The organism is Halomonas cerina, assembly GCF_014192215.1.
Taxonomy (GTDB): Bacteria; Pseudomonadota; Gammaproteobacteria; order Pseudomonadales; family Halomonadaceae; genus Halomonas; species Halomonas cerina.
In genome coordinates this window covers 113,647-135,964 of sequence record NZ_JACHXP010000001.1, presented here as the reverse complement: position 1 = coordinate 135,964, position 22,318 = coordinate 113,647, and the positions used below count along the sequence as shown (strand labels likewise).

Annotated in this window: 19 protein-coding genes; 11 read left to right on the top strand and 8 right to left on the bottom strand. The window is 66.4% G+C overall.

Annotation, left to right across the window (positions count from 1 at the left end; translation table 11 throughout):
• Positions 1–14: 14 nt before the first annotated feature.
• From FHR94_RS00615 to FHR94_RS00605, 3 genes are all read left to right on the top strand, one after another.
• On the top strand, positions 15–1,697 hold the full coding sequence (locus FHR94_RS00615; RefSeq protein WP_183323478.1) for a glycerol-3-phosphate dehydrogenase/oxidase: 1,683 nt from the start codon (positions 15–17) through the stop codon (positions 1,695–1,697).
• Between the two features lie 138 nt (positions 1,698–1,835).
• Entirely contained in the window at positions 1,836–2,636 is an 801-nt protein-coding gene (locus tag FHR94_RS00610; protein ID WP_183323476.1) for a DeoR/GlpR family transcriptional regulator, read from the top strand.
• A gap of 89 nt (positions 2,637–2,725) precedes the next feature.
• Positions 2,726–3,790 carry an endonuclease/exonuclease/phosphatase family protein gene (locus FHR94_RS00605; RefSeq protein WP_183323474.1) on the top strand — a complete coding sequence of 355 codons (1,065 nt, stop codon included), beginning with the start codon at positions 2,726–2,728 and terminating at the stop codon, positions 3,788–3,790.
• A gap of 123 nt (positions 3,791–3,913) precedes the next feature.
• Here the strand turns inward: FHR94_RS00605 and FHR94_RS00600 are convergent, their stop codons facing one another.
• Positions 3,914–5,293, bottom strand: coding sequence for a class II fumarate hydratase (locus FHR94_RS00600; RefSeq protein WP_183323472.1), 1,380 nt, complete (start codon positions 5,291–5,293; stop codon positions 3,914–3,916).
• Between the two features lie 309 nt (positions 5,294–5,602).
• Between FHR94_RS00600 and aptA the strand changes: the two genes are divergently transcribed.
• The 4 genes from aptA to ehuB all read left to right on the top strand — a co-directional run bounded on the left by aptA (position 5,603) and on the right by ehuB (position 9,344).
• Positions 5,603–6,946: an omega-aminotransferase AptA gene (gene aptA / locus FHR94_RS00595; RefSeq protein WP_183323470.1), complete on the top strand. Its 1,344-nt coding sequence runs from the start codon at positions 5,603–5,605 to the stop codon at positions 6,944–6,946.
• A gap of 189 nt (positions 6,947–7,135) precedes the next feature.
• Positions 7,136–7,504: a phasin family protein gene (locus FHR94_RS00590; protein ID WP_183323467.1), complete on the top strand. Its 369-nt coding sequence runs from the start codon at positions 7,136–7,138 to the stop codon at positions 7,502–7,504.
• A 143-nt stretch (positions 7,505–7,647) separates the two neighbouring features.
• The gene (locus tag FHR94_RS00585; RefSeq protein ID WP_183323465.1) at positions 7,648–8,217 is read left to right on the top strand and encodes a carboxypeptidase-like regulatory domain-containing protein; all 570 of its coding nucleotides are present in this window, start codon (positions 7,648–7,650) and stop codon (positions 8,215–8,217) included.
• 245 nt (positions 8,218–8,462) lie between these two features.
• Positions 8,463–9,344: an ectoine/hydroxyectoine ABC transporter substrate-binding protein EhuB gene (ehuB, locus tag FHR94_RS00580; RefSeq protein ID WP_246389770.1), complete on the top strand. Its 882-nt coding sequence runs from the start codon at positions 8,463–8,465 to the stop codon at positions 9,342–9,344.
• Between the two features lie 4 nt (positions 9,345–9,348).
• Here the strand turns inward: ehuB and hda are convergent, their stop codons facing one another.
• Both hda and FHR94_RS00570 read right to left on the bottom strand, forming a co-directional pair.
• On the bottom strand, positions 9,349–10,050 hold the full coding sequence (gene hda / locus FHR94_RS00575; protein WP_183323460.1) for a DnaA regulatory inactivator Hda: 702 nt from the start codon (positions 10,048–10,050) through the stop codon (positions 9,349–9,351).
• Complete coding sequence (locus tag FHR94_RS00570) at positions 10,047–11,126, bottom strand: AI-2E family transporter (RefSeq protein ID WP_183323458.1); 1,080 nt, start codon at positions 11,124–11,126, stop codon at positions 10,047–10,049. The genes hda and FHR94_RS00570 overlap by 4 nt, the downstream gene beginning before the upstream one ends.
• A gap of 161 nt (positions 11,127–11,287) precedes the next feature.
• Between FHR94_RS00570 and purM the strand changes: the two genes are divergently transcribed.
• From purM to FHR94_RS00550, 4 genes are all read left to right on the top strand, one after another.
• A complete protein-coding gene (gene purM, locus FHR94_RS00565; protein ID WP_183323456.1) occupies positions 11,288–12,361 on the top strand; it encodes a phosphoribosylformylglycinamidine cyclo-ligase in 1,074 nt (357 codons plus the stop codon).
• Positions 12,358–13,098, top strand: coding sequence for a phosphoribosylglycinamide formyltransferase (gene purN / locus FHR94_RS00560; RefSeq protein ID WP_183323454.1), 741 nt, complete (start codon positions 12,358–12,360; stop codon positions 13,096–13,098). The genes purM and purN overlap by 4 nt, the downstream gene beginning before the upstream one ends.
• Before the next feature lie 170 nt (positions 13,099–13,268).
• Positions 13,269–14,066, top strand: coding sequence for a protein-L-isoaspartate(D-aspartate) O-methyltransferase (locus tag FHR94_RS00555; RefSeq protein ID WP_246389769.1), 798 nt, complete (start codon positions 13,269–13,271; stop codon positions 14,064–14,066).
• 6 nt (positions 14,067–14,072) lie between these two features.
• The gene (locus tag FHR94_RS00550) at positions 14,073–16,421 is read left to right on the top strand and encodes a thioesterase domain-containing protein (protein WP_183323452.1); all 2,349 of its coding nucleotides are present in this window, start codon (positions 14,073–14,075) and stop codon (positions 16,419–16,421) included.
• Positions 16,422–16,636: 215 nt separating this feature from the next.
• Here FHR94_RS00550 and FHR94_RS00545 read toward each other — a convergent pair whose 3' ends face one another.
• The 5 genes from FHR94_RS00545 to FHR94_RS00525 all read right to left on the bottom strand — a co-directional run bounded on the left by FHR94_RS00545 (position 16,637) and on the right by FHR94_RS00525 (position 22,318).
• Positions 16,637–18,562 carry an autotransporter domain-containing protein gene (locus tag FHR94_RS00545; protein ID WP_183323448.1) on the bottom strand — a complete coding sequence of 642 codons (1,926 nt, stop codon included), beginning with the start codon at positions 18,560–18,562 and terminating at the stop codon, positions 16,637–16,639.
• Positions 18,563–18,702: 140 nt separating this feature from the next.
• A complete protein-coding gene (dcd, locus tag FHR94_RS00540) occupies positions 18,703–19,269 on the bottom strand; it encodes a dCTP deaminase (RefSeq protein WP_183323446.1) in 567 nt (188 codons plus the stop codon).
• Positions 19,270–19,353: 84 nt separating this feature from the next.
• Positions 19,354–20,154: an iron-sulfur cluster carrier protein ApbC gene (gene apbC / locus FHR94_RS00535; protein ID WP_183323953.1), complete on the bottom strand. Its 801-nt coding sequence runs from the start codon at positions 20,152–20,154 to the stop codon at positions 19,354–19,356.
• Between the two features lie 159 nt (positions 20,155–20,313).
• On the bottom strand, positions 20,314–21,582 hold the full coding sequence (locus FHR94_RS00530; protein ID WP_183323445.1) for a coiled-coil domain-containing protein: 1,269 nt from the start codon (positions 21,580–21,582) through the stop codon (positions 20,314–20,316).
• Positions 21,583–21,763: 181 nt separating this feature from the next.
• Positions 21,764–22,318, bottom strand: coding sequence for a YqhA family protein (locus FHR94_RS00525; RefSeq protein WP_183323443.1), 555 nt, complete (start codon positions 22,316–22,318; stop codon positions 21,764–21,766).

Genomic DNA, 22,318 nt, shown 5'->3' with positions numbered 1-22,318 from the left:
GACGGGACGCACTCATGCAACTGCGCAACAGCAATATCGAGAAGCTGGCCGACGGCACCTTTGATGCCCTGATCATCGGCGGCGGCATCAACGGCGCCGCCGCGGCCGCGGCCCTGGCCGGCAAGGGCGCCCGGGTCGCCCTGATCGACCGCGGTGACTTCGCCGGCGGTACCAGCATGCACTCCTCCAACCTGGTGTGGGGCGGCATCAAGTACTTGGAGAGCCACGATTACTCACTGGTTCGCAAGCTCTGCAAGAGCCGCAACCACCTGATCAAGAGCTTTCCCTCCACGGTCAAGGAAATTCGCTTCCTGACCACCATCGCCAAGGGCTTTCGCTACCATCCGCGTTACCTGTGGGCCGGTACCTGGCTCTACTGGGTGATGGGCAACGGCTTCACCCGGATTCCCCATTTCCTGCGCCCGGCGGCCATCAAGGCACGGGAGGCGATCATCGAGACCTCTAACGCCATCGGCGGCTTCGAGTATTCCGATGCCTACCTGCACGACAATGACGCCCGCTTCGTGTTCAACTTCGTGCGCAGCGCACTGAACTATGGGGCCGTGGCCGCCAACTACGTGGAGTCGCAGGGCGCGCGACGCGAGAACGGCCTGTGGATCACTCGCGCCTGCGATGTCATGACCGGTGAAAGCGTCGAGATCCGCGCCCGAGTGCTGATCAACGCCGCCGGTCCCTGGGTCGACGAGCACAATGATCTGACCAAGCAGAAGACGCGCCACCAGCATGCCTACTCCAAGGGCATTCACCTCATCGTGCCGAGGCTGACCGACAGCCAGCGGGTGCTAGCGTTCTTCGCCGACGACGGGCGGCTGTTCTTCGTCATTCCCATGGGCCAGCGCACCTGCATCGGCACCACCGATACCCGCATGGAGAGCCCCGAGGTGCACGTCACCGATGAGGACATCCGCTTCGTGCTGGATAACATCAACAAGCGTCTCGACCTGGACAAGCCCCTCGGGCACGACGACATTATCGCCACCCGCTGCGGAGTGCGGCCACTGGCGGTCCAGGCCAGCGCCGGTGGCGGACGCGACTTCCTGCAGCTGTCGCGCAAGCATGCCATCGACATCGACCCGGACCAAGCCCACATCAGCATCTTCGGCGGTAAGCTCACCGATTGCCTGAACGTCGGCGAGGAGATCGTCGATGAGGTGAAGCGTCTGGGCATCGCGGTGCCCTACCCGGACGCCCGCTGGTACGGCGAACCGCCGGAATCGGTCAAAGAGGAGTTCATGCACCAGGCCCGGCTGATGGAGCTGGACGCCATGACCTCACCGGACGCGTCGGAGCCCCTGTCGACCCGACTATGGCGCCGCTACGGGACCCATGCGCTGGACATGCTCGAGGAGATCCGCGAGGACCCGCGCCAGGGCGAGCTGCTGATCGAGGGCACCGAGTACCTGCGCTGCGAGCTGCGTCAGGCCCAGCGGCGCGAGATGATCACTCGCCTCGAGGACTTCCTGCGCCGTCGCTCGAAGATCTCCCTGGTGGTCAGCCGCGAACAGATCCGGCGCTCTCCGGGCCTGCGCGAGGCCTGCGAGATCCTGTTCGGTGACCAGGCTCAGGTGCGCTTCGATGAATACTTCGCCGACGATACTCCTCCTCCGACCGAAGCCCTGAGCCCGGCGGCCGAGGTCGATAATCCGGCGCACTCGGAGTCACTGAAGTGGGCATAGACGGCCGAACACGCCTGGTGATAAGGGGTGTTCGCGCGTCTCCCCGTAGCTCTCCCCCTTGGACAGGCGAGCTTGCTATGATGGCTGCGGGGGACGCGGCCGCGTCCCCCTTCTTCCATCGACCACGACGCCTTCGCCATGAACCAGCAGAAACGCCACGAAGCCATCATCGCTCTGGTCAAGCACCAGGGATACGCGTCCATCGAGCAGCTGACCCAGGACTTCGGGGTCACGCCCCAGACCATCCGCCGTGACCTCAACGCCCTGGCCGACGAGGGGCTGATCCGTCGGGTACATGGGGGCGCCGGCCTGGAATCGAGTACCGTCAATACCGCCTACCAGACCCGCAAAACGCTCAACTTGGCGGCCAAGCGGCGTATCGCCGAGTTGCTGGCGGCTAGCGTCCCCGATCACGCATCCCTGTTCATCAACATCGGGACCAGCAACGAGATCGTTGCCGAGGCATTGCTCGATCACCATGGCCTGAAGGTGATCACCAACAACCTCAATGTCGCCGCCATCCTTCAGCATAAGCAGGACTTCAATGTCATCATCGCCGGTGGCCAGGTACGCTCGCGGGACGGGGGGATCATCGGTGAGGCGACCATCGATTTCATCAACCAGTTCAAGGTCGACTTCGGCATCATCGGCATCAGCGCCATCGACGAGGATGGCTCGCTGCTCGAGTTCGACTACCAGGAAGCGCGCGTCGCCCAGGCCATCATCCACAACTCCCGCCAGGTGTTTTTGATCGCCGATCACTCCAAGTTCCACCGCAATGCCGTGGTGCGTCAGGGCAAGATCACCCAGATCGATGCCCTGTTCACCGACCGACGGCCCCCCGAGACCATCTGCCGCCTGCTACAAAGTCACGATGTGGCACTGCATATCGCCGACTCTCCGGTGCGCCATATCGAAGAGCATACTTCGTCCGCCTGAGCGGCCCCGTCGGTTGTTCTCTATGCTGAGGCAGTGCCGGGCCAGCGGATGCCCCCGGTATCGCGGCTCACCTCGAACGGAGACACAGCATGCTCGGCCCCTTTTTTGGCCTGCTCGCTACCCTGCTGCTGGTCGCAACGCTGCTACCACGACTGCACCTCAAGTGGTGGTGGATTCGCGTCTGCGAATTCCCCCGCCTGCAGATCGCCCTGATGGCGGTGGTGGTGGCGCTGCTGGCATCGTTGGCCGCGCCGCCCTGGTCCTGGGTCGGTCTGTCGGCCGGCCTGCTGACCCTGGCGATCCAGGTTCACTATATTCTGCCCTGGACCCGTGTCTGGCCGATCCAGGTCAAGCCGGCCCAGCCAGGCCAGGCGCCACGCTGTCTGACGCTGCTGATCGCCAACGTGCTGACCTCTAACCGCCATGCCGATACCCTGGTGTCGCTGATCCGACGCCACGAGCCCGACCTGGTGCTGACCCTGGAATCCGACGACTGGTGGCAACAGCAGCTCGATGCCGCTCTCGAGCCGGACTGGCCCGAGAGCGTCAAGGTCCCACTGGACAACCTCTATGGCATGCACCTCTATTCCCGGCGACGGCTGGCCTCGCCACAGGTCAAGTGGCTGATCCAGGATGACATCCCGTCGATCCATACCGGCGTCGAACTGCCCAGCGGCGATGTGATTCGCCTCTATGCCCTGCATCCCCGGCCCCCGGCCCCCGGCGAGAGCGAGGAGTCGCTGTGGCGCGATGCCGAGCTGTTGCTAGTAGGCAAGGCGATCCATGAGAACCCCGTGCCCACTCTGGTGGCAGGCGACTTGAACGACGTCGCCTGGTCACGCACCACACGGCTATTCTGCCGAGTCAGCGGCATGCTCGACCCGCGCCGGGGGCGCGGCATGTTCAGCACCTTTCACGCCGACTACCCGGTACTGCGCTGGCCGCTGGACCATATCTTCGTCAGCGAACACTTCACCCTGAAGGCCATGCGCTGCCTGCCCCGCTTCGGCTCGGATCACTTCCCGATCCTGGCCACCCTGTGCTACCGGCCTTCCCGGGCCGACGAGCACGAGACCCCCGAGGCCGATGGCGAAGAACATCAGGACGCTCGGGAAACCATCCAGGAAGGCAGGGAGAGGGAGCAGGAGACCTGAGAGGGAAGAACGCGGCTACGCCGCTCGAAGAAGGAAGAGTGGCGCTTCGCGCCTTACAGAGAAAAGAACGACTATTCCCCGGTCTTCCTTCTTCCTTCTTCCTTCTTCCTTCTTCCTCAGATTCTATTCCGGTATCCCGCCCCGGGTCAGGGTCGCCGGGTCGAGCAGCCGCTCGAGCTCCTGCCGGGTGAGCTCGGTCTCCTCCTCGGCCACATCGATGATCGGGCGACCCGCCTGATAGGCCTTCTTGGCGATGGCGGCGGCGGCGTTGTAGCCGATCACCGAGTTGAGAGCGGTCACCAGGATGGGGTTGCGTGACAATGGTCCGGCGAGCTGATCCTCGCGCACCTTGAAGGTCGCGATGGCCCGATCCGCCAGCAGGCGCGAGGAATTGGCCATCAGCGTGATCGCGGTCAACAGGTTGTTGGCGACCAGCGGCAGCATCACATTGAGCTGGAAATTGCCGCTCTGCCCGGCCACCGTGACGGCCGTATCCAGGCCGATCACCTGGGCGGCCGCCTGGGCGGCCGATTCGGGGATCACCGGGTTGACCTTGCCGGGCATGATCGAACTCCCCGGCTGCAGCGCCTCGAGTTCGATCTCGCCGAGGCCGGCCAAGGGGCCAGAGTTCATCCAGCGCAGGTCGTTGGCGATCTTCATCACCACGCAGGCGAGCCCGCGAAGCTGCCCGGAGAGTTCCACCGCCGCGTCCTGGGCGCCGAGACTGGCGAAGAAGCTGTCGTTGGGCGCAAGCGTCAGCCCCGACTGTTCACTGAGGTCCCGCGCCATGCGCGCGGCAAACTCCGGATGGGCATTGATCCCGGTCCCCACCGCGGTGCCCCCCTGCGCCAGGCGGCAGAGCCGCACCAGGGCGCTGTCCAGACGCTCGATGGCCTGGCCGACCTGACTCGACCAGCCGCCCAGTTCCTGGCTCATGCGCAGTGGCATGGCATCCATCAGGTGGGTCCGGCCGGTCTTGACCACCCCGTCGAGTTCTTCGGCGCGAGCGTCGATCACGCCGCGCAGGTGCTCAAGGGCGGGGCGCAGTTCCCGGGTCACCTCCAGGGCCGCCGAGAGATGCAGTGCCGTGGGCACCACGTCATTGCTCGACTGGCCCATGTTGACGTGGTCATTGGGCCCCACCTCCAGGCCATCCTGGCTGGCCAGGCGCGCGATGACCTCGTTGACATTCATGTTGCTGGATGTTCCCGAGCCGGTCTGGAAGACGTCCACCGGAAAGTGCTCATCGTGTTGACCCTCGACGACGGCCTGGGCGGCCGCGACGATCGCCGCGGCACGCTCGTCATCCAGCAACTCCAGATCGCGGTTGACCCGGGCCGCCGCCAGCTTGATGCGGGCGATGGCATGGATGAAGGGGGCCGGCATGGGCTGGCCGGAGACCGGGAAGTTGTTGACGGCGCGCTGTGTCTGGGCGCCATAGAGGGCGTGACGGGGCACTTCCAGCTCGCCCATGCTGTCATGCTCGATGCGATGCTCGCTCATGCTCGGCTCCTCGGGTCCGATGGGGGATGTCGTGACGGTCCACACGACTACCTTCCTTCACCATGGTAGCGTGCCCATGGCGTTACCAGGAGCGCTCTCGCCGGCAAAAGGCAATCTGATTACCTTATACGGTCTCGCCAGTTTCAGCAGGGGGCGCGTGGGCGTCGTTCGCCGCGCGACCGTGAGGAAGCTCGGGATCATCGTCCCCGGTTGTAGCGGCGGTTGAAGCGAGGCTCGACATAGCGGGTCGACAGGTAGCCGGGCATGCCAGAATCACCTACCACGGCAATATCGACAGAGGGTGCTGCCATGTCAGATCGTTCTTCCCAGCAAACCGCGGGCCTGACCATCGAGCAGCTGGACGCCTACTGGATGCCCTATACCGGCAATCGCCAGTTCAAGCGCGACCCGCGGATCATCGTGGGTGCCGCGGGCAGCTACTTCACCGACGCCGAGGGTCGTCGCGTCTTCGACGGCCTCTCCGGCCTGTGGACCTGCGGCGCGGGTCATGGCCGTCCCGAGATTGCCGAGGCCGTGGCCCGGCAGCTCGCCCAGCTGGACTATGCCCCGGCGTTCCAGTACGGCCACCCCAAGGCCTTCGAGCTGGCTCACCGTCTGCGTGGGCTGACCCCGAAGGGCCTCGACCATGTGTTTTTCACCGGCTCCGGTTCCGAGAGTGCCGATACCGCGCTGAAGATCGCCCGGGCCTACTGGCGCAAGAAAGGTCAGCCGACCAAGATCAAGCTGATCGGCCGCTCCAAGGGCTATCACGGCGTCAACTTCGGCGGCACCAGCCTGGGCGGCATCGGTGCCAATCGCGCCCTCTTCGGCCAGGGCGTCGATGCCGACCACCTGCCCCATACCCTGCTCAAGGAGAACGCCTTCACCCGCGGCCTACCCGAGCGGGGCGCCGAGCGTGCCGAGGAGCTGCTGGAGCTGATCGCCCTGCACGACGCCTCCAACATCGCCGCGGTGATCGTCGAGCCCCTGGCCGGCTCGGCCGGGGTGATCCCGCCGCCCCAGGGCTACCTCAAGCGTCTGCGCGAGATCTGCGATGCGCACGATATCCTGCTGATCTTCGACGAGGTCATCACCGGCTTCGGCCGCATGGGGGCGATGACCGGGGCCGAGGCATTCGGCGTGGTGCCGGATATCATGAACGTCGCCAAGCAGCTGACCAACGGGGCGGTGCCCATGGGCGGCGTCATCGTGCAGGGCGAGATCTACCATACCTTCATGGCGCAGGGAGGCCCTGACTACCTGCTGGAGCTGCCCCACGGCTATACCTATTCGGGCCATCCGGTGGCCTGTGCCGCGGCCCTGGCCACCCTGGACGTGCTCGAGAACGATCGCCTGATCGACCGTGTACAGGAGATGAGCCTGGTCTTCGAGGAGGCGCTGCACGGCCTCAAGGGCACGCGCTATATCAGCGACATCCGCAACTACGGCCTCGCTGGCGCGCTGCAGATCGCGCCCTACCCCGGCGAGCCGGCCCGTCGTCCTTTCGAGATCGCCATGAAGTGCTGGGAGAAGGGCTTCTACGTGCGCTACGGCGGCGACACCCTCCAACTCGGCCTGCCCTTCATCGTCGAGCGCGACGAGATCGACCGGCTCGTCAACGCCCTGGGCGACGCCATCGACGAACTGGAGTGAGCCATCGGCGAACGGAACCAGGAGCTTCTTTGGTAACCGGGTACGACATGATGGCATTCGCCAAAATCATGGGCTCGACATGTTGCACTGCACAAACCCCTCTGCTATGGTGCAACGCACAAGACGAGGAAGGCATCGGCCGACCGCCAAGGCCTTCGATATCACCCGAACCCTCAGGAGGGTCACACGATGCAAAACGTCGATACCAAACAGTTCACCCAACAGTTCGAAACCCTGTTCTTCGGCCCGGCCCGTGCCTACGCCAACCTGTCCGTCGACTTCGCCGAGAAGCTGGCCAATGCCCAGCTGGATGCCGGCAAGGCCTACACCGAGACCGGCCTTGCCCAGCTGCGTGCCCTGCTCGACGTCCGCGACGCCGAGGGCCTGCGCGCCTACATGGATAACCAGCAGCAAGTTGCCAAGGACCTGACCGAGCGCCTCAAGGGCGACACCGAGAAGGTCGTCTCTCTGCAGCAGGACTTCGTGCAGAAGAGCCAGAAGCTGACCGAGGACAACGTCAAGCAGGCTACCGAGACGGCGACCAAGTCCGCTCAGTAAGCTTGATGCACGCGCCGGCACGGCCGGCGTCGTGAGGTCGCGAAGGGCCACCGATCACTGATCGGTGGCCCTTTTGCGTTATGCTCTCCCGGCACGGAGCCATGGCCACCCCGAACATGTTCTCGATAAAGGGAGAGACCTTCATGACACGCTGGATCGCGATCGCCCTGCTGGGCCTTATGCTCACCGGCTGCCAGACCTTCGAGCCCCACGCCCCTGACCGCGGGACCGAGCGCATCGAGGTGATCGACCGAAGCACGGAGGCGGCCCCGACCACACCCTCACCCCGCCCTGACCGCGAGAAGCCGCAAGAGAGGACCGGCCGTGTGCCCCGCGAGGTGGCGTTCCCCGCCGAGGAGTATGCCCGCCTCGACAAGCGCGGCACGGCCGTCGTCAGTGGACGCTTCACCCTGAGCGGTCGCCCGGTGACCCGCCGTCCGGTGGCCGTGGCGCCGGTGACCACCTACTCCGCCGAGGCCGCGGAACATGCCCTGGCCGGCCGCGCCGTGGAACCGGCCGACCCGCGGGCACGCGACTATACCCATACCACCCGAACCGATGGCAACGGCGCCTTTCGCGTGACTGGGCTACCCGACGGCGACTTCTATGTCTCGGCCAGCGGGCGCGACCCGGTTACCGGCAAGGTCCAGGTGGTGATCCACCAGATCAGTCTGGGTAATGGTCAGCATCGCGAGGTCGACCTGAGCCAATAGCGCGTACTGTGGTCTCCTCGGGGCAATACGTCTTCTCTGCATACAGGCCACGGATGGCCTACGCTAATAGTCGCCATCAAAGGACAGTTGACGATCAAGCGTTGGCGAGACAGGGACGCTGCTGGATGACACACACAACATGACATGCACTGCATCGCCCTAATCGTCACCCGCGACCTGACACCTCCCCCCGTGCCATGATGACGCCCGTGGCGGTAACGCGATGGCACGCGGGGAGAATGAACATGGCACGCTCGATCCCCTACCCGACCGGCCGGCTCGCCCTTGCGGGCCTGCTGCTGGGCTTGGCTACCCTGACGACGCCACTGCACGCCGCCCCCCTCGAGGAGATACAGGAGCGTGGCGTCATCCGTATCGCCGTGGCCAACGAACGCCCCTACGGCTACCTCAACGCCGAGGGAAAGGCACTGGGAGTCGGCCCGGAGGTCGCCCACCACCTTATCGACGAGCTCGGCATCGAACGGATCGAATGGCTCGCTACCGACTTCGACGACCTGATCCCCGGGCTCGAGGAGGGACGCTTCGACATGGCGGCGGCGGAGATGGCCATTCGCCCCGGGCGCTGTGAGCGGGTGCTCTTCTCGGAGCCCAACACCTCCTATGGCGAGGGCCTGCTGGTACTGGCCTCCAACCCCCATCAGCTCGACGCCTATGAGGATTTCGCCGAGCGCACCGACAGCCTCAAGGTCGCCGTCCAGGCAGGCACCGTCCAGGAGGAGATCTTCGATCGGCTGGGCGTCGATCCCTCGCGCATCCTGACATTGGAAGGCCCCCAGGAAGCCATCGACGCCCTCGTCCGTGGACAAGCGGATGCCTTCGCCGCCACCGGCCTGACTGTCTCCTCTCTGGAGGAGATGAGCCCCGAGGTCCAAGCGGAGTTCAACTTCAAGGACCCGATCGTCGATGGTCGTGAGGTGCGCTACTGGGGGGGCTTCACCTTCCCCCTCGACGCCGACGACCTGCGAGCGGCGGTGAATGACGCCCTGAAGGACTACAAGAGGACCGATGACTGGGAGCAGACCCTCACCCGCTACGGCTTTCTCAAGAAGGATATCCTCTACTCCTTCCGCTTCGATACCCGGCGGCTCTGCGGCGACCAGGAGTGAGCGCCTACCAACCCAGCGCCTGTTTGACGAAGGGAATGGTGAGCTTGCGCTGGGCCGACAGCGAGGCGTGATCCAGGGTCTCGAGGGCACCGAAGAGTTCATCCAGCCGCCGCGGCCCCCGGTGCAGGATATAGCGGGCCACCTCGTCAGGCAGGTGCATGCCACGCACCCGGGCGCGCAGCTGCAGGGCCGCCAGGCGGCCCGCGTCATCGAGCCCCTGCACATGGAAGGTCATGCCCCAGGTCAGGCGTGAGGCCAGGTCCGGCAGTTGCACCGCCAGCTGGCGGGGTGGCGACGAGGCGGCAATCACCAGCCGTCGCCCCGCATCGCGCAGTCGATTGAAGGCATGGAACAAGGCCTCCTCCCAGCGCTTGCGTCCCAACACCCGCTCCAGGTCGTCGATGGCTACCAGATCGAGACGCTCGATGTCTTCGAGCATCAGGGGCGGAAAGTGGCCCAGTTCATCGAGCGGCAGGTAGAGCGCCCGACCATCGCGATCGGACGCGGCATGGCAGGCCGCCTGCAACAAATGACTGCGCCCCACGCCGGGGGCGCCCCAGAGATAGAGGAAGGGCTCCCCCGCGTCGTCGAGCTGGTGGACCAGCCGGTCGACCAGAGGGGCGTTGGGCCCGGGATGGAAGTTGGCGAAGGTGGCGTCGTCGCGCAGCCCCACGCCCAGTGGCAACTGCGCGGGTGCTCGACTCATGGCGACTCCTCGTCGTGGATGCGGTGGCGGCCGGCGTCGTAGAGGCTGCTGTTTTTATACCGCTCATGGAGATAACGCAACACCACCATGACCATGGCCGCCACCGGCAGCGCCAGCAGGACGCCGGTAAAGCCGAACAGCTGGCCGCCGGCGAGCACCGCAAAGATCACCGCGACCGGGTGCAGGCCGATCTTGTCACCCAGCAGCTTGGGCTGGAGCACCGTGCTCTCCACTAGTTGGCCGAACCCGAAGACCCCGGCCACGGCGAGCAGGATCAGCCAGTCGTCGAACTGGAAGAAGGCCACCACCTCGGCCACGCCGATGCCGACGATGACCCCGAGGTAGGGCACGATACTGGCCAGTCCCGCCAGCAGGCCGATCAGCAGGCCGAAACGCACCCCGAGCAACGACAGGCCGACGGCATAGATCACGCCTAGGCAGAGCATCACGATCAGCTGCCCACGCAAGAAGGACGACAACACCTCGTCGCACTCGCTGGCCAGCTTCACCGCCGCCGGCTCCCAGCTGCGTGGCAACGAGCCGCGCACCTTGGCCACGAGGATGTCCCAGTCCAGCAGCAGGTAGAAGGTGACCACCGGAATCAGTGCCAGGTTGCCCACCAGGGCGATCAGTGCCAGCCCGGACTTCGAGACCTGGGTCAGCAGGGTCGCGGCCAGGGTACCGGTCTGGCGCCAGTTATCGACCAGGGCCTGGCGCATCTGGTCGAAGTCGGTAGAGAGGTCCATGCCGGTCAGTGAGCGGATGTGCGGGACCACCGTGACCTGCATCCAGTTGAGCACCGCCGGCAGCGATTCGACCAGCTGGCCGAGCTGGCGCCCGAGGATCGGCACCACCACCACCAGGGTCAGCACGATGATCAGCGTCAGCAGCAAAAACACCAGCGACACGGACAGACGACGGGAAAGGCCCATGGCCTCCAGGCGATCGGCCAGGGGGTCGCCCAAGTAGGCGAGGATCATGCTCACGAAGAAGGGCATCAGCACCGGTTCGATGCTGATGAAGAACCATAACCCCACCGCCGCCACGGCGGCGACGATCCACCATTGTCTGCGCATCCCCTCCTCCCCGTGTGAAGCCCCGCCACGGCGATGCGAGCCGCGCGGCGTGATGCTACAATTTAAGCCCCTGTTTGCCTACTGCATGACGCTTGCCGAGCGCCGCATCGACAACCCGAACCAGCAGATCATCGACAGCCACTCTTCACGAAGGACAGGTCATGACCGATTCCCCCCATCGCCCGAGCGGGGCCTCCCTCAGCTACAAGGACGCCGGCGTCGATATCGATGCCGGCAATGCCCTGGTCGATCGCATCAAGGACGTCGCCCGTCGCACCAGTCGTCCCGAGGTGATGGGGGGGCTGGGCGGGTTCGGCGCCCTCTGCCAGCTCCCGGAAGGCTACCAGGAGCCGGTACTGGTGACCGGCACCGACGGGGTCGGCACCAAGCTGCGCCTGGCCATGGACCTGGGCCGGCATGACACCATCGGCATCGACCTGGTGGCCATGTGCGTCAACGACCTGATCGTCGCCGGCGCCGAGCCCCTGCTATTCCTCGACTACTATGCCACGGGCAAGCTGGACGTGGACATCGCCGCGGACGTGGTGGGTGGCATCGGCGAGGGCTGCGAGCAGGCCGGCTGCGCCCTGGTCGGCGGCGAGACCGCCGAGATGCCCGGCATGTACGAGGGCAGCGACTACGACCTGGCCGGCTTCTGCGTCGGCATCGTGGAGAAATCCGAGATCCTCGACGGCAAGCAGGTGGCCGAGGGCGATGTTTTGCTGGGCATGGCGTCGTCCGGTCCTCACTCCAATGGCTACTCGTTGATCCGCAAGATCCTCGAGGTCAGCGGTGCGGCCCTGGAGACCGCCCTGGATGGGCGGTCCTTGGGTGAGGCGCTGCTCGCGCCGACCCGCATCTACGTCAAACCGCTGCTCTCGCTGCTCAAGGAAACCGACATTTCGGTGCATGCGCTGTCCCATATCACCGGCGGGGGACTTCTGGAGAACCTGCCTCGGGTGCTGCCCGACGGCTTGGGGGCGCGCATCGATGTGACCAGTTGGACCCGCCCGGCGGTGTTCAACTGGCTCCAGCAGCAGGGTAACGTCGAAGAGCACGAGATGCATCGGGTGCTCAATTGCGGGATCGGCATGGTGCTGGTGGTCCCGGCCGATCAGGCCGACCAGGCCCGCGCCCACCTGCAGGCCCAGGGTGAGACGGTGCATCGTATCGGCGAGATCGTCGCCCGCGGCGAGGACGAGGAACCGGTCCAGCTGGAGAACCTCGAAGTATGAGCGAGCCCGGCTATCCGAGCGACACCCTCAAGGACTTCACCCCCGAGCCCGCCGAGGCCCGGCGAGTGGTGGTACTGATCTCCGGCAGCGGCAGCAACCTGCAGGCCCTGATCGATGCCCAGGCCCATGACGAACTGGGTGGCGAGATCGTCGCGGTGATCTCCAACCAGGCCGATGCCTATGGCCTCAAGCGCGCCCGTGATGCCGGCATCGATGCCGTAGTCCTGCCGCATCGCGAGTATGACAGCCGTGAGGCCTACGATGGCGCCCTGATCAAGGTGATCGAGCGCCACGAGCCCGACCTGATCGTGCTGGCGGGTTTCATGCGTATTCTGACACCGCGTTTCGTCAACCGCTTCCTGGGGCGGATGCTCAATATCCATCCCTCGTTGCTGCCCGCCTACCAGGGCCTGCACACCCATGCCCGGGCCCTGTCCGACGGCGTGGCCGAGCATGGCTGCAGCGTGCACTTCGTCACCGAGGAGCTCGATGGCGGCCCGGTGGCCCTTCAGGCCGAGGTGGCGATCACCCCGGAGGACACCGAGGAAAGCCTCAAGGCCAAGGTGCAGGCCCGCGAGCACTTGATTTTCCCGATCGCGGTGTGTTGGTACCTGGAGGGACGCCTGAGGCTCGAGGGCGACGCCGCCACCATGGATGGCACCCCCCTGCCCCCCACCGGCATGCGCCTCTCCCACGCCGATGCCGCCGAAGAACTGGATGAAGAGATCGACGACTGACGTGTATCGATCACCATGGCCCCACGCCGTGGGGCCATGGTGATCCAGCCGTAGCATGCGCCAGGACCGTGCGCATGATCGCCCTCACCGGCGACCTCGCCGAGAAGGTCGCAAGGTGCTTCGTCCCTGACCTATCCTTTGAATTCGGAGGCGAGCGCAAGAGGGTGGCAATGACGCGCCAGCGTGCCATGATCGTGCGGCAGGGGGCCGTACTCGGACTGAGCCTGTGCTGGGCGTGCCTGGCGGCATCCGCGGCCACCGCCCAAACACCCCGGGTGTTGCTGCAGGCCGAGCGGGACGCCGCGGCGCCAAGCCGACCGGCCTTCGGCGACGGTGCCTATGCTGAGCGGCGCGAACGCATGGTCCGCGACCAGGTGGCCGGCGAGGGCGTCACCGACGCGGCGGTGCTGGATGCCATGCGCCGGGTGCCACGCCACCGCTTCGTGCCGCACCTCGATCCACTGCGTGCCTATCGCGACGCTCCGCAACCCATCGGCCACGGCCAGACCATCTCCCAGCCCTATATCGTCGGCTTCATGACCGAGCGCCTGGGACTCGACCCCGACGACCGGGTGCTGGAGGTGGGTACGGGCTCTGCCTACCAGGCGGCGATCCTCGCCGAGATCGTCGAGGACGTGGTCACCCTGGAGATCATCGCGCCGCTGGCCGAGCGCGCCGCCGAGCGCTTGGCGACGCTGGGCTATACCAACGTCACTGTGCTGCACGGCGACGGCTACTACGGCTACCCACCCCGCGCCCCCTACGACGCCATCATCGTCACCGCCGCCGCCAGCCATGTGCCGCCGCCGCTGCTCGAGCAGCTGCGCCCCGACGGGCGTATGGTGATCCCGGTGGGGCAGATGGGCTGGATCCAGAATCTGCTGCTGCTCGAGAAAAATCCCGAGGGGGAAGTCAGCTCGCGCAACCTAGCGACGGTGCGCTTCGTCCCCCTCACCAGGGGGCATTGAGCGGGGATGAAGGGCGCGCCGGACTGGCTCGACCTCACCGCCCTGGGCGGGGTCTCCGCCGCCCTGCTGGCGCTGGAGGTCTTGTTGCTGCGGCTGTTCGCGTTCAGCCACTGGTATCACTTCGCCGGACTGTCGGTGTCCCTGGCGCTGCTTGGCCTAGGGGCGGCGGGCACTACCCTGACGCTGGCCGGACGCTGGCGCTTCAGCCGCGGCGACGGCTGGTTCCTGATGGGGTTGGGCATCACCGCAGCGGGCTTTTTGGTGCTGCTGGCGCTGCAGTCGCGCCTCGCACTGCGGCCGCTGTTCGCCGGCTGGCAGCCTGCTGAGCTCGCCCGCCTGCTGCTGGTGGACCTGGTCGCCTTCGTGCCCTTCTATGGCGCCGGGCTGGCCATCGGCCAGGTCTTTCTGCGCTGGCCGCAGCGCACCCGGACGCTGTATGCCGCCAACCTGCTGGGCAGTGGGGTGGGCAGCCTGGGGGCCGCGGCGCTGCTGACGGTAATGCCGGTGGAGGCGGCCCTGGCCGTGGTGGCGGCGTTGCTGTTCGGACTGGGCAGCGTGTTGGCCGCCGCCCGCGGCCGGGGTCTTAGCGCGGCGGGACTGGCCTCGGGCCTGGCACTGACCCTGGTCGTCATCGTCCAGCCGCCAGCGCCGGCGGTGTCGGACTTCAAGGCGCTGTCGCGATTACGCGAGCTGCCCGGCAGCGAGACCTTGGTGGTGGCACCGGGGCTGCCCGGCCGGCTGACCCTGTTCCGTGCCGACAGCCTGCGCTTCGCTCCGGGCCTGAGCCTGCAATGGATGCAGGGCGTGCCGGTCAGCGATGCGGTGGTGGTGGGCAGCGACCGGCTGGTGCCGATGCCGCGACGCTGGCCCGCCGATGACGCGCACTGGCAGGCCGCCTTGAACGGCCTGCCGCTGGCGCTGCGGCCCGAGGGCCGCGTGCTGGTGCTGGGCAGCAGCGCCTGGCAGACTCCGCTCGCCGCCGGCGGGCGTGACGTCACCTGGGTCGAGGCCGACGGCCGCCTGCTCGACATCGCCCGAGACCGGGGCGCAAGCGATGCCGGCCTGAGCCTCGTCGAGGACGGCGCCTGGCGGCACCTGGTCACCGCAGACGCCCGTTACGCGGTCATCGCCTTCGACCGGGCCTGGGAGGGCGGCGACGCCGCCACCGAGGACTATGCGCTGAGCGTGGCCGGCTTGGCGCGGGCGATGGCGCGCCTGACTCCCGAGGGGCTGCTCGCCATCCCGCTGCGCCTCGACTATCCGCCGCGCCACTATCCGCGGGTGTTGGCCACCCTGACGCAGGCCCTGCAACGTCACGGCGGGGCGCCGCCGGCCGAGCGGGTGGCGGTGCTGCGGGGCCTGCAGGCGCTGGTGATCCTGGCCTCGCCGCAGCCCCTGACGGCCGGCGACCGCTCGGCGCTGCGTGCCTTCGCCGAGCGCTGGCGCTTCGACCTCGTCTGGTTGCCGGGACTTGCCCGCGAGCAGGCCAATCGCTATCACCGCCTGGCGACGCCATTGTTCTTCGACATCGCCCGGGCGCGGTTCGCCGACGCCCCGCTGCCCGTCGAGGCGCGTCTCTTCCACACCGCGCCGGCGACGCTCGATCGCCCCTATGTGTGGCGCTCGCTGGTATGGGCCCAGGCGCCCGCGCTGGTCCACGAGCTGGGCGGCCGGGGCTGGAGCTATCTCGACTGGACGCTGCTGCTGTCGGCGCTGACCGCCGTCATCGTCAGCGTGATGGCCTTCGCCTTGATTCTGCTGCCGCTGGGACGGCTGCCGCCCCTGCGGCCACCCTTCAGCCGGCTGTCGGTGGCCGGCTACTTCACCGCGCTCGGCCTGGGCTACCTGCTCATCGAGCTGGCGCTCTTCCAGCGCCTGATCCTCTACCTGGGAGAGCCGGTGCTCGCCGCCGCGCTGGTCTTCGCCACCTTCCTGATCGGCTCCGGCGTGGGTAGCGCCATGGCCCCCGAAACCGCCGACCTGGCCAATCGTCGGCGAGTCTTCGCCGGCCTAGCCCTGGGACTGGTGCCGGCACTACTCACCTGGCTGGCCGTCGAGTCGCTCAGCACCCCGCCCTTCCCGCTGCGCGCCTTGGTCCTGGTAGCGGCGCTGTTGCCGCTGGCCTGGGCCATGGGACGGCCCTTCCCCTGGGCGCTGCGGCAGCTGGCCGACCAGCCGCGCTGGGTGCCCTGGGCCTGGGGCATCAACGGCTTCGCCTCGGTGCTGAGTGCGGTGCTAGCGCCGCTGGTGTCCGTTCACATCGGCCAGAGCACGACCCTGGCCGCCGGCGTGCTGTGCTACCTAGCGGCCTTCATCATCGCCGGACACTGGTTGAGACTTATGCGCAATTATTAGAGCTCATTTCCAAACCCCCAGTAATGGTGGGCGCCGGGGGCAAGACGAAGCGAGGGTCCTTTGCCATGGATGGCAAAGGTAGCGCCCAGGGAGGGGTTCACAGCGCCCTCGTAAAGTCTTGCCGACGGAAAAGCCCACTCTGTCCAATGGGTTGTGAAAGAAGTTATTAACCCGGTCTTCGGCAAGTTGAGCCTCGGGAAGGGTGATGGCATCGCTCAGAACGTGAAGCCGGCACTCAGTTGCACATGCGCGGCTGTCTCGCTCCAGCCCTGCACGCCGCCGCCTGCCTGAACGGTGACACCGCCTAGCTGCACACGCAGCCCCGCATCGAGGCGCAGGTAGCTGTCATCCTCACGCTCACGCCCCTCACCTGACCAACGATTGGTCGGCAGCGAGGCCAACCTGACCTCAGCGCCGTCACGGGTCTTGTCGAGATAGCGCCCTCCCGCCAGTTCCGCAAAGAAACCAAGTCCCCCCGCCGGAGCACGATCCACCAGGAAGCCGACTTCCGCCTGGCGATCGGTCACGGATTGATCGGCGACCCTCAAGGCATTGGCTGCCGACCCTTGCTCGCGGTAACCCTCGATATCGGCCTCGATATGCCGATAACCGATGAACGGTGCGTTGTACCAAGGCGACTCGCTGGCCGTCAGGCGATAATCGAGCCGCAGATCGGCCGCCCAGCCATCCCCTTCCGTGGTGCCATCGAGTGTCCTGCTCGCCACCCCCAGGGCGATCCGCCGTTGCAGATCGAGATCGAACTCCCCCCGACTGGCCATCGCCTGCACCCCGACACGGCCGAACTGCTGCCGAGCGAACAGGCTGTAGGCCTGACCGTCGAGCTCGAACGCCCCCGGCGCGTCCAGTTCGGCGCGCTGCTCGGTGACCGCCGCGCCCAGCCAGCCCTGTCCGACCGGCACCACCAGGCCCACACCGACACTCCCCTGGGTGGCCTCGCCAAGGCGCGCATCGCGATCGCCATCTGCCTGGCCGTCATGATGGTCCCCTTGGACATAGACGCGCCACGTGTCGTGCTGCAGGCCCGGACGCAACTGGTAGGTAATCGACTGTTGCTGGGCATTCAGGGCGCCCACGGCCAGCTCGATGGCCAACGCCAGGGTGCGCGGCGCCTCAATCAGGGCCAGAGCGTAGTCGGCCAGGATCTGCTGCCCCGCCGTCGTCGGATGGAGGCCATCGTTGAACAGCAGCCGATCGGGGTCGGGCGTGCTCGAGGACAGGCCGAAGGGCGTGACATCACAACCGGGGGAACTGAAGCAGACATCGGTCAACGCCACCCCGCCGGCGAACCCGAAGTCCGTCGGTGCGGCGACCACCTCCTCGAACAGCGCCCCCACGTTCAGGCGGATGATGTCCACCCGCCCGTCATGACGCCTCAGGCGCTCACCCAGCGTCTGGTTGAAGACCCGAACCAGCGACGAGAAGGTCTCGCGCTGGCCGCTGGCCAGGCCGGCCGGCGTCGCCCCCACATCCGGCAGGTTCCAGACCACGAGCGTGCGTGCCCCGGCCGCCACCAGCCGGTCGACGCCATCGGCCAAGGTCCCGGCGCTCGCGGCCGCCGTGGCAGGCCCGGTCACCAGGCCATCGAAGAAGTCATTGCCGCCGCCATTGACGTAGTACAGCGCCTCGGGATCGGCCGTCCCCTGCTCGACCAGATAACCGTCTCGGGTGCGCGAGACCAGGCCGGTATCGACCACCGAACCGTCCGGGCGGGCGATCGAGGCCAGTATCTGCGGGGTCGTATAGCCTCCCGTCGCATAATTGGTGCCGTCGGGGGCACCCGTCTGTTCACGGACGAGGGAAGTCGACGGCAGCAGCGGGGCCAGCCCGAGCGCCTCCGCCAGGCGCTGGGCGCTCACCCGGCCATAGGGCGAGGGCGCCCGATAACTCGGCCCCAGGCGGTTGGTGAAGCGCAGGCTGCCGATTTCGCCCAGCGCGATCCGCTCGACATCGGGAAACTGGCCCGAATCGCTGAGGCTATCGCCGAAGACGATCAGTTGCGAATAGGCAGCCGCCAGGCCGGGCCACAGGGCCAGCACCAGCAGCAGGACGAACAGACGCGTTCGGTAGGCTCGCTCGCGGGCGACGGAGCTGATGTCTCGCCTGGGAATCGGCAGGAACATGGCTGCGGCCTGGACATGGAGCTGGTCATGGAGAGAGCTTCCCCGACGGCATCTGCCTTGTCAGGGGTATTTTCAAGCCTAGAAGACCTCGGGTCATCTGTCAGAGAAAAATGCCCCTCGCCCCATCGGGCCGTGAGCCGTCACGTACGGGGCAGTGTCACCCCGCGTTGCCCCATGTACTTGCCGCCGCGATCCTTGTAGGAAGACTCGCAGACCTCGTCGGACTCCAAGAACAGCATCTGGGCCACGCCCTCGTTGGCATAGATCTTAGCGGGCAGGTTGGTGGTGTTGGAAAACTCCAAGGTCACGTGCCCTTCCCACTCCGGTTCCAGCGGCGTGACATTGACGATGATACCGCAGCGAGCATAGGTGGACTTGCCCAGGCAGATGGTCAGTACGCTACGCGGAATCCGAAAGTACTCCACGGTTCGCGCCAGGGCGAAGGAGTTGGGCGGGATGACGCAAACATCGCCCTTGATGTCGACAAAGCTCTTCTCGTCGAAGGCCTTGGGGTCCACCACCGCGGAGTGGATGTTGGTGAAGACCTTGAAGTCGTCGGCACAGCGCACGTCATAGCCGTAGCTGGACGTCCCGTAGGAGATCACCCGCCGATCGTTCACATAGCGCACCTGGTCGGCCTCGAAGGGTTCGATCATGCCGTCCTGCTCGGCCATGCGGCGGATCCACTTGTCGGATTTGATGCTCATTCGGTCGTCCTGCTGGGTTGGGATCAGAAAGAAAGCGGGGCCACATGATAGCGGCCCCGGGGAATAGCGTCACGATACGCCGACTCACTCGCTGAAGGAGATCTCCGGCCCACCAGGCGCCTGGCCCTGGATCTGTTCGGCGACCTGGCGCGCCATGGCGCGGAAAGTCGCCGTCACCTCGCTGTCCGGCTCGGCCACCACGGTAGGGCGCCCACCGTCGGCCTGCTCGCGGATGGCGAGCGTCAACGGCAACTGACCCAGCACGCGGGTCTCGTATTCGCCGGCGATCCGCTCGCCACCGCCCTCACCGAAGATCGGTTCGCTGTGACCGCAGTGGGAGCACACGTGCAGGCTCATGTTCTCCACCACGCCCAGCACCGGCACATTCACCTTGCGGAACATCTCGATGCCCTTACGGGCGTCCAGCAGGGCGATGTCCTGGGGCGTGGTGACGATCACCGCGCCGTCCACCGGTACCTTCTGGGCCAGCGTCAGCTGGATGTCACCGGTCCCCGGCGGCATGTCGATGAACAGGTAGTCCAGATGGTCCCAGGCGGTCTGGGTCAACAGTTGCTGGAAGGCACCGGCCACCATGGGACCTCGCCAGACCATGGGCTCGCGGATGTCGACCATGAAGGCCATCGACATGGCCTGGAGACCATGCGCCTCGAGAGGCCGGAAACGGTTCTCGCCGGCCGCCTGGGGACGCACACCCTCCCCCACCCCGAGCATCCTTGCCTGGCTGGGTCCATGGATATCGGCGTCCAGGATGCCGACCCGATACCCCTCGGCGGCCATGGCCAGCGCCAGGTTGACGGTCACGGTGGACTTGCCCACCCCGCCCTTGCCGGATGCCACGGCAACGATATGCTTGACCCCTTCGATCACGACTGACTCCTTGCGGTTGGGGTGCCTTGAACACGCGCTCAGGCTCTCAGTATACGCGCGTGCCTGCCCTGCCTGGCAATCCCGGCACAGGACACCATAATGCAGGACGGCGAGCCTGGGCCCGCCGTCCTGTCAACTGCCTGACGTTGTGCCCCCTCACTCGGTCATGGGCTCGCCCTGGGTGGCCTCAGCGTCCTGAGGGGCAGACTCGCTGCCATCGCTACCCTCACCGCCGGCACCGTTCGGGGCCTCCGCATCGCCGTCCCCACTCTCGCTGGCGGTGCTGCCGCCGTTCTCGGCGCCGCTGCCGCTCTGCGCACCGGTATCGGTCGAACTGCTGCTAGTGGTATCGGCGCTGCCGGTGTCAGACGCACTACCCGCGGCGCTGGCACTGCTCGTTCCTGCACTGCTCGCGCCGCTGTCCTCGAGGCGCTGCTCCAGGGTCGCGAGTTCACTGCGCCAGTTGGAGAGCTGGGACTCCAGGCGATCCAGCTGCCCCTGACGCTCCTCGACCTGGCTTTCCAGGTCGGCGACTTCCTCACGCCCCACCTGGATGGCCACCTTGAGGTTCTCGAACTCGTTACGGGCCTCGGCGACGTCGGCCTTGGCCTGCTCATGCTCCTGGCGAGTCGCCTCCAAGGCCTGGCTGGCATCGGACTTGCGCTCCTCCAACTGCGAGATTTCCTGCTGCAGGGCATTGCGCTGCTCGGTCCTCTCGGCGATCTGCGCTTCGAGATCGGACAGGTTCTGCTGGGCGTCGCTGATCTCCTGACGCAGTTGCTCGAGTTCCGCCATCGCCTCATCACGGGCCTGCAGTGCCTCTTCCCGCGCAGATTCGGCCTGCTGGCGAGCCTGATCGGCCTCCTCCCGGGCCGATACGGCCTCATCGCGGGCCGCCTGGGCCTGCTCGAGTTCGGCCTGTGCAGCCTCCCGAGCCTCCTGCGTCGATTCGGCCTCCTCCTGAAGGCTGGCCAGCCGAGTGTTGGCCTGTTCCAGCTCATCCTGCTTGGTAGCGATCTGGGTATCCAGGGCTTCGGCCGACGCCTGGGCCTCCTGCAGGGCAGCCTGCGCGGCCTCTACCTCGGCCGACGTCTCCTCGAGCTGGCGCTCGGCGGCCTGCTGCTGCTGGTTCAGCTCTTCGATCCGGGCCTCCAGCGAGGCGACATCGGCCTGGGTCTCCTCCAGTTCGTTCAGGCGATCGGTGAGCGTCTGGTTCTCGGCTTGTGCCGCCTCCAGGCGATCGGTGAGCGTCTGGCTCTCGGCCTGTGCTGCCTCCAGGCGAGACTGGAGCGACTCGCGTGCCTCATTGCTGGAGCTGACACTGGACTGGGCGACCAGCGCCCAGATGATGGCAACCACGGCCACGGCCCCCAGGCCCTTGACGCGATTGTCCTTGAATAGCTCTTTCATCGAGGTGTCTGCCATGAACCGCTTCCCTCTGTTGACTGGCTGTGACCACCGGCAGGGCACCGGTGGGGCATACGGGTACTCCACCCTCCTCAGCATACACGCCATGCCGCCCCTCACCACTCGCAAGGGTCACGCTCACTCCACGTCTTGGTCCCGAACTTTTTACACGGTGCCTGGTCACGAGCCCGTCTCGGAGTCACTCGTCGCTGGCCCGATGGGCCAGCGCCATGAGGTACAACGCCAAGGCCAGTGCCAGTACCGAGAGTGCCAGGTAGATGGCATCCAGCGGAGAGGAAAAACTGATCCCCACCACCGCGCGGAAGAACTCGATGATCACCGCCAGGATCACCACCCGGGCGATCTTGTCCTTGAGCTGATCCAGTGACTGCACATTGAAGGGATGATGGAGTTCGCGCTTTTCGGCGGGCTCGATACGCGACACGAAGAGCTTGTAGACTCCCAGCCCGAAGATCATCAGCACCAGGGCAATCAGATAGATGTCGATGGCCACGATGATGTCGGTGACCACGCTCTTGTGGATGTCCGGCCCGCCGCTCAGGTAATGGCGCCAGGTGTCGACCAGCACCGACAGGATGTCCATAGTGGCGATGATGAACAACGCCAGGGCCCCCAGCAGGGCCGGCACCACCGCCAGCAGCACCATCAGGCGTGAATTCCACAAGAAGGCCTCGAAACGCCGCTCCAGGCGTCCGCGCTGCTTCCCCGGGTTGGGACGAGATTCCGGTGTCAT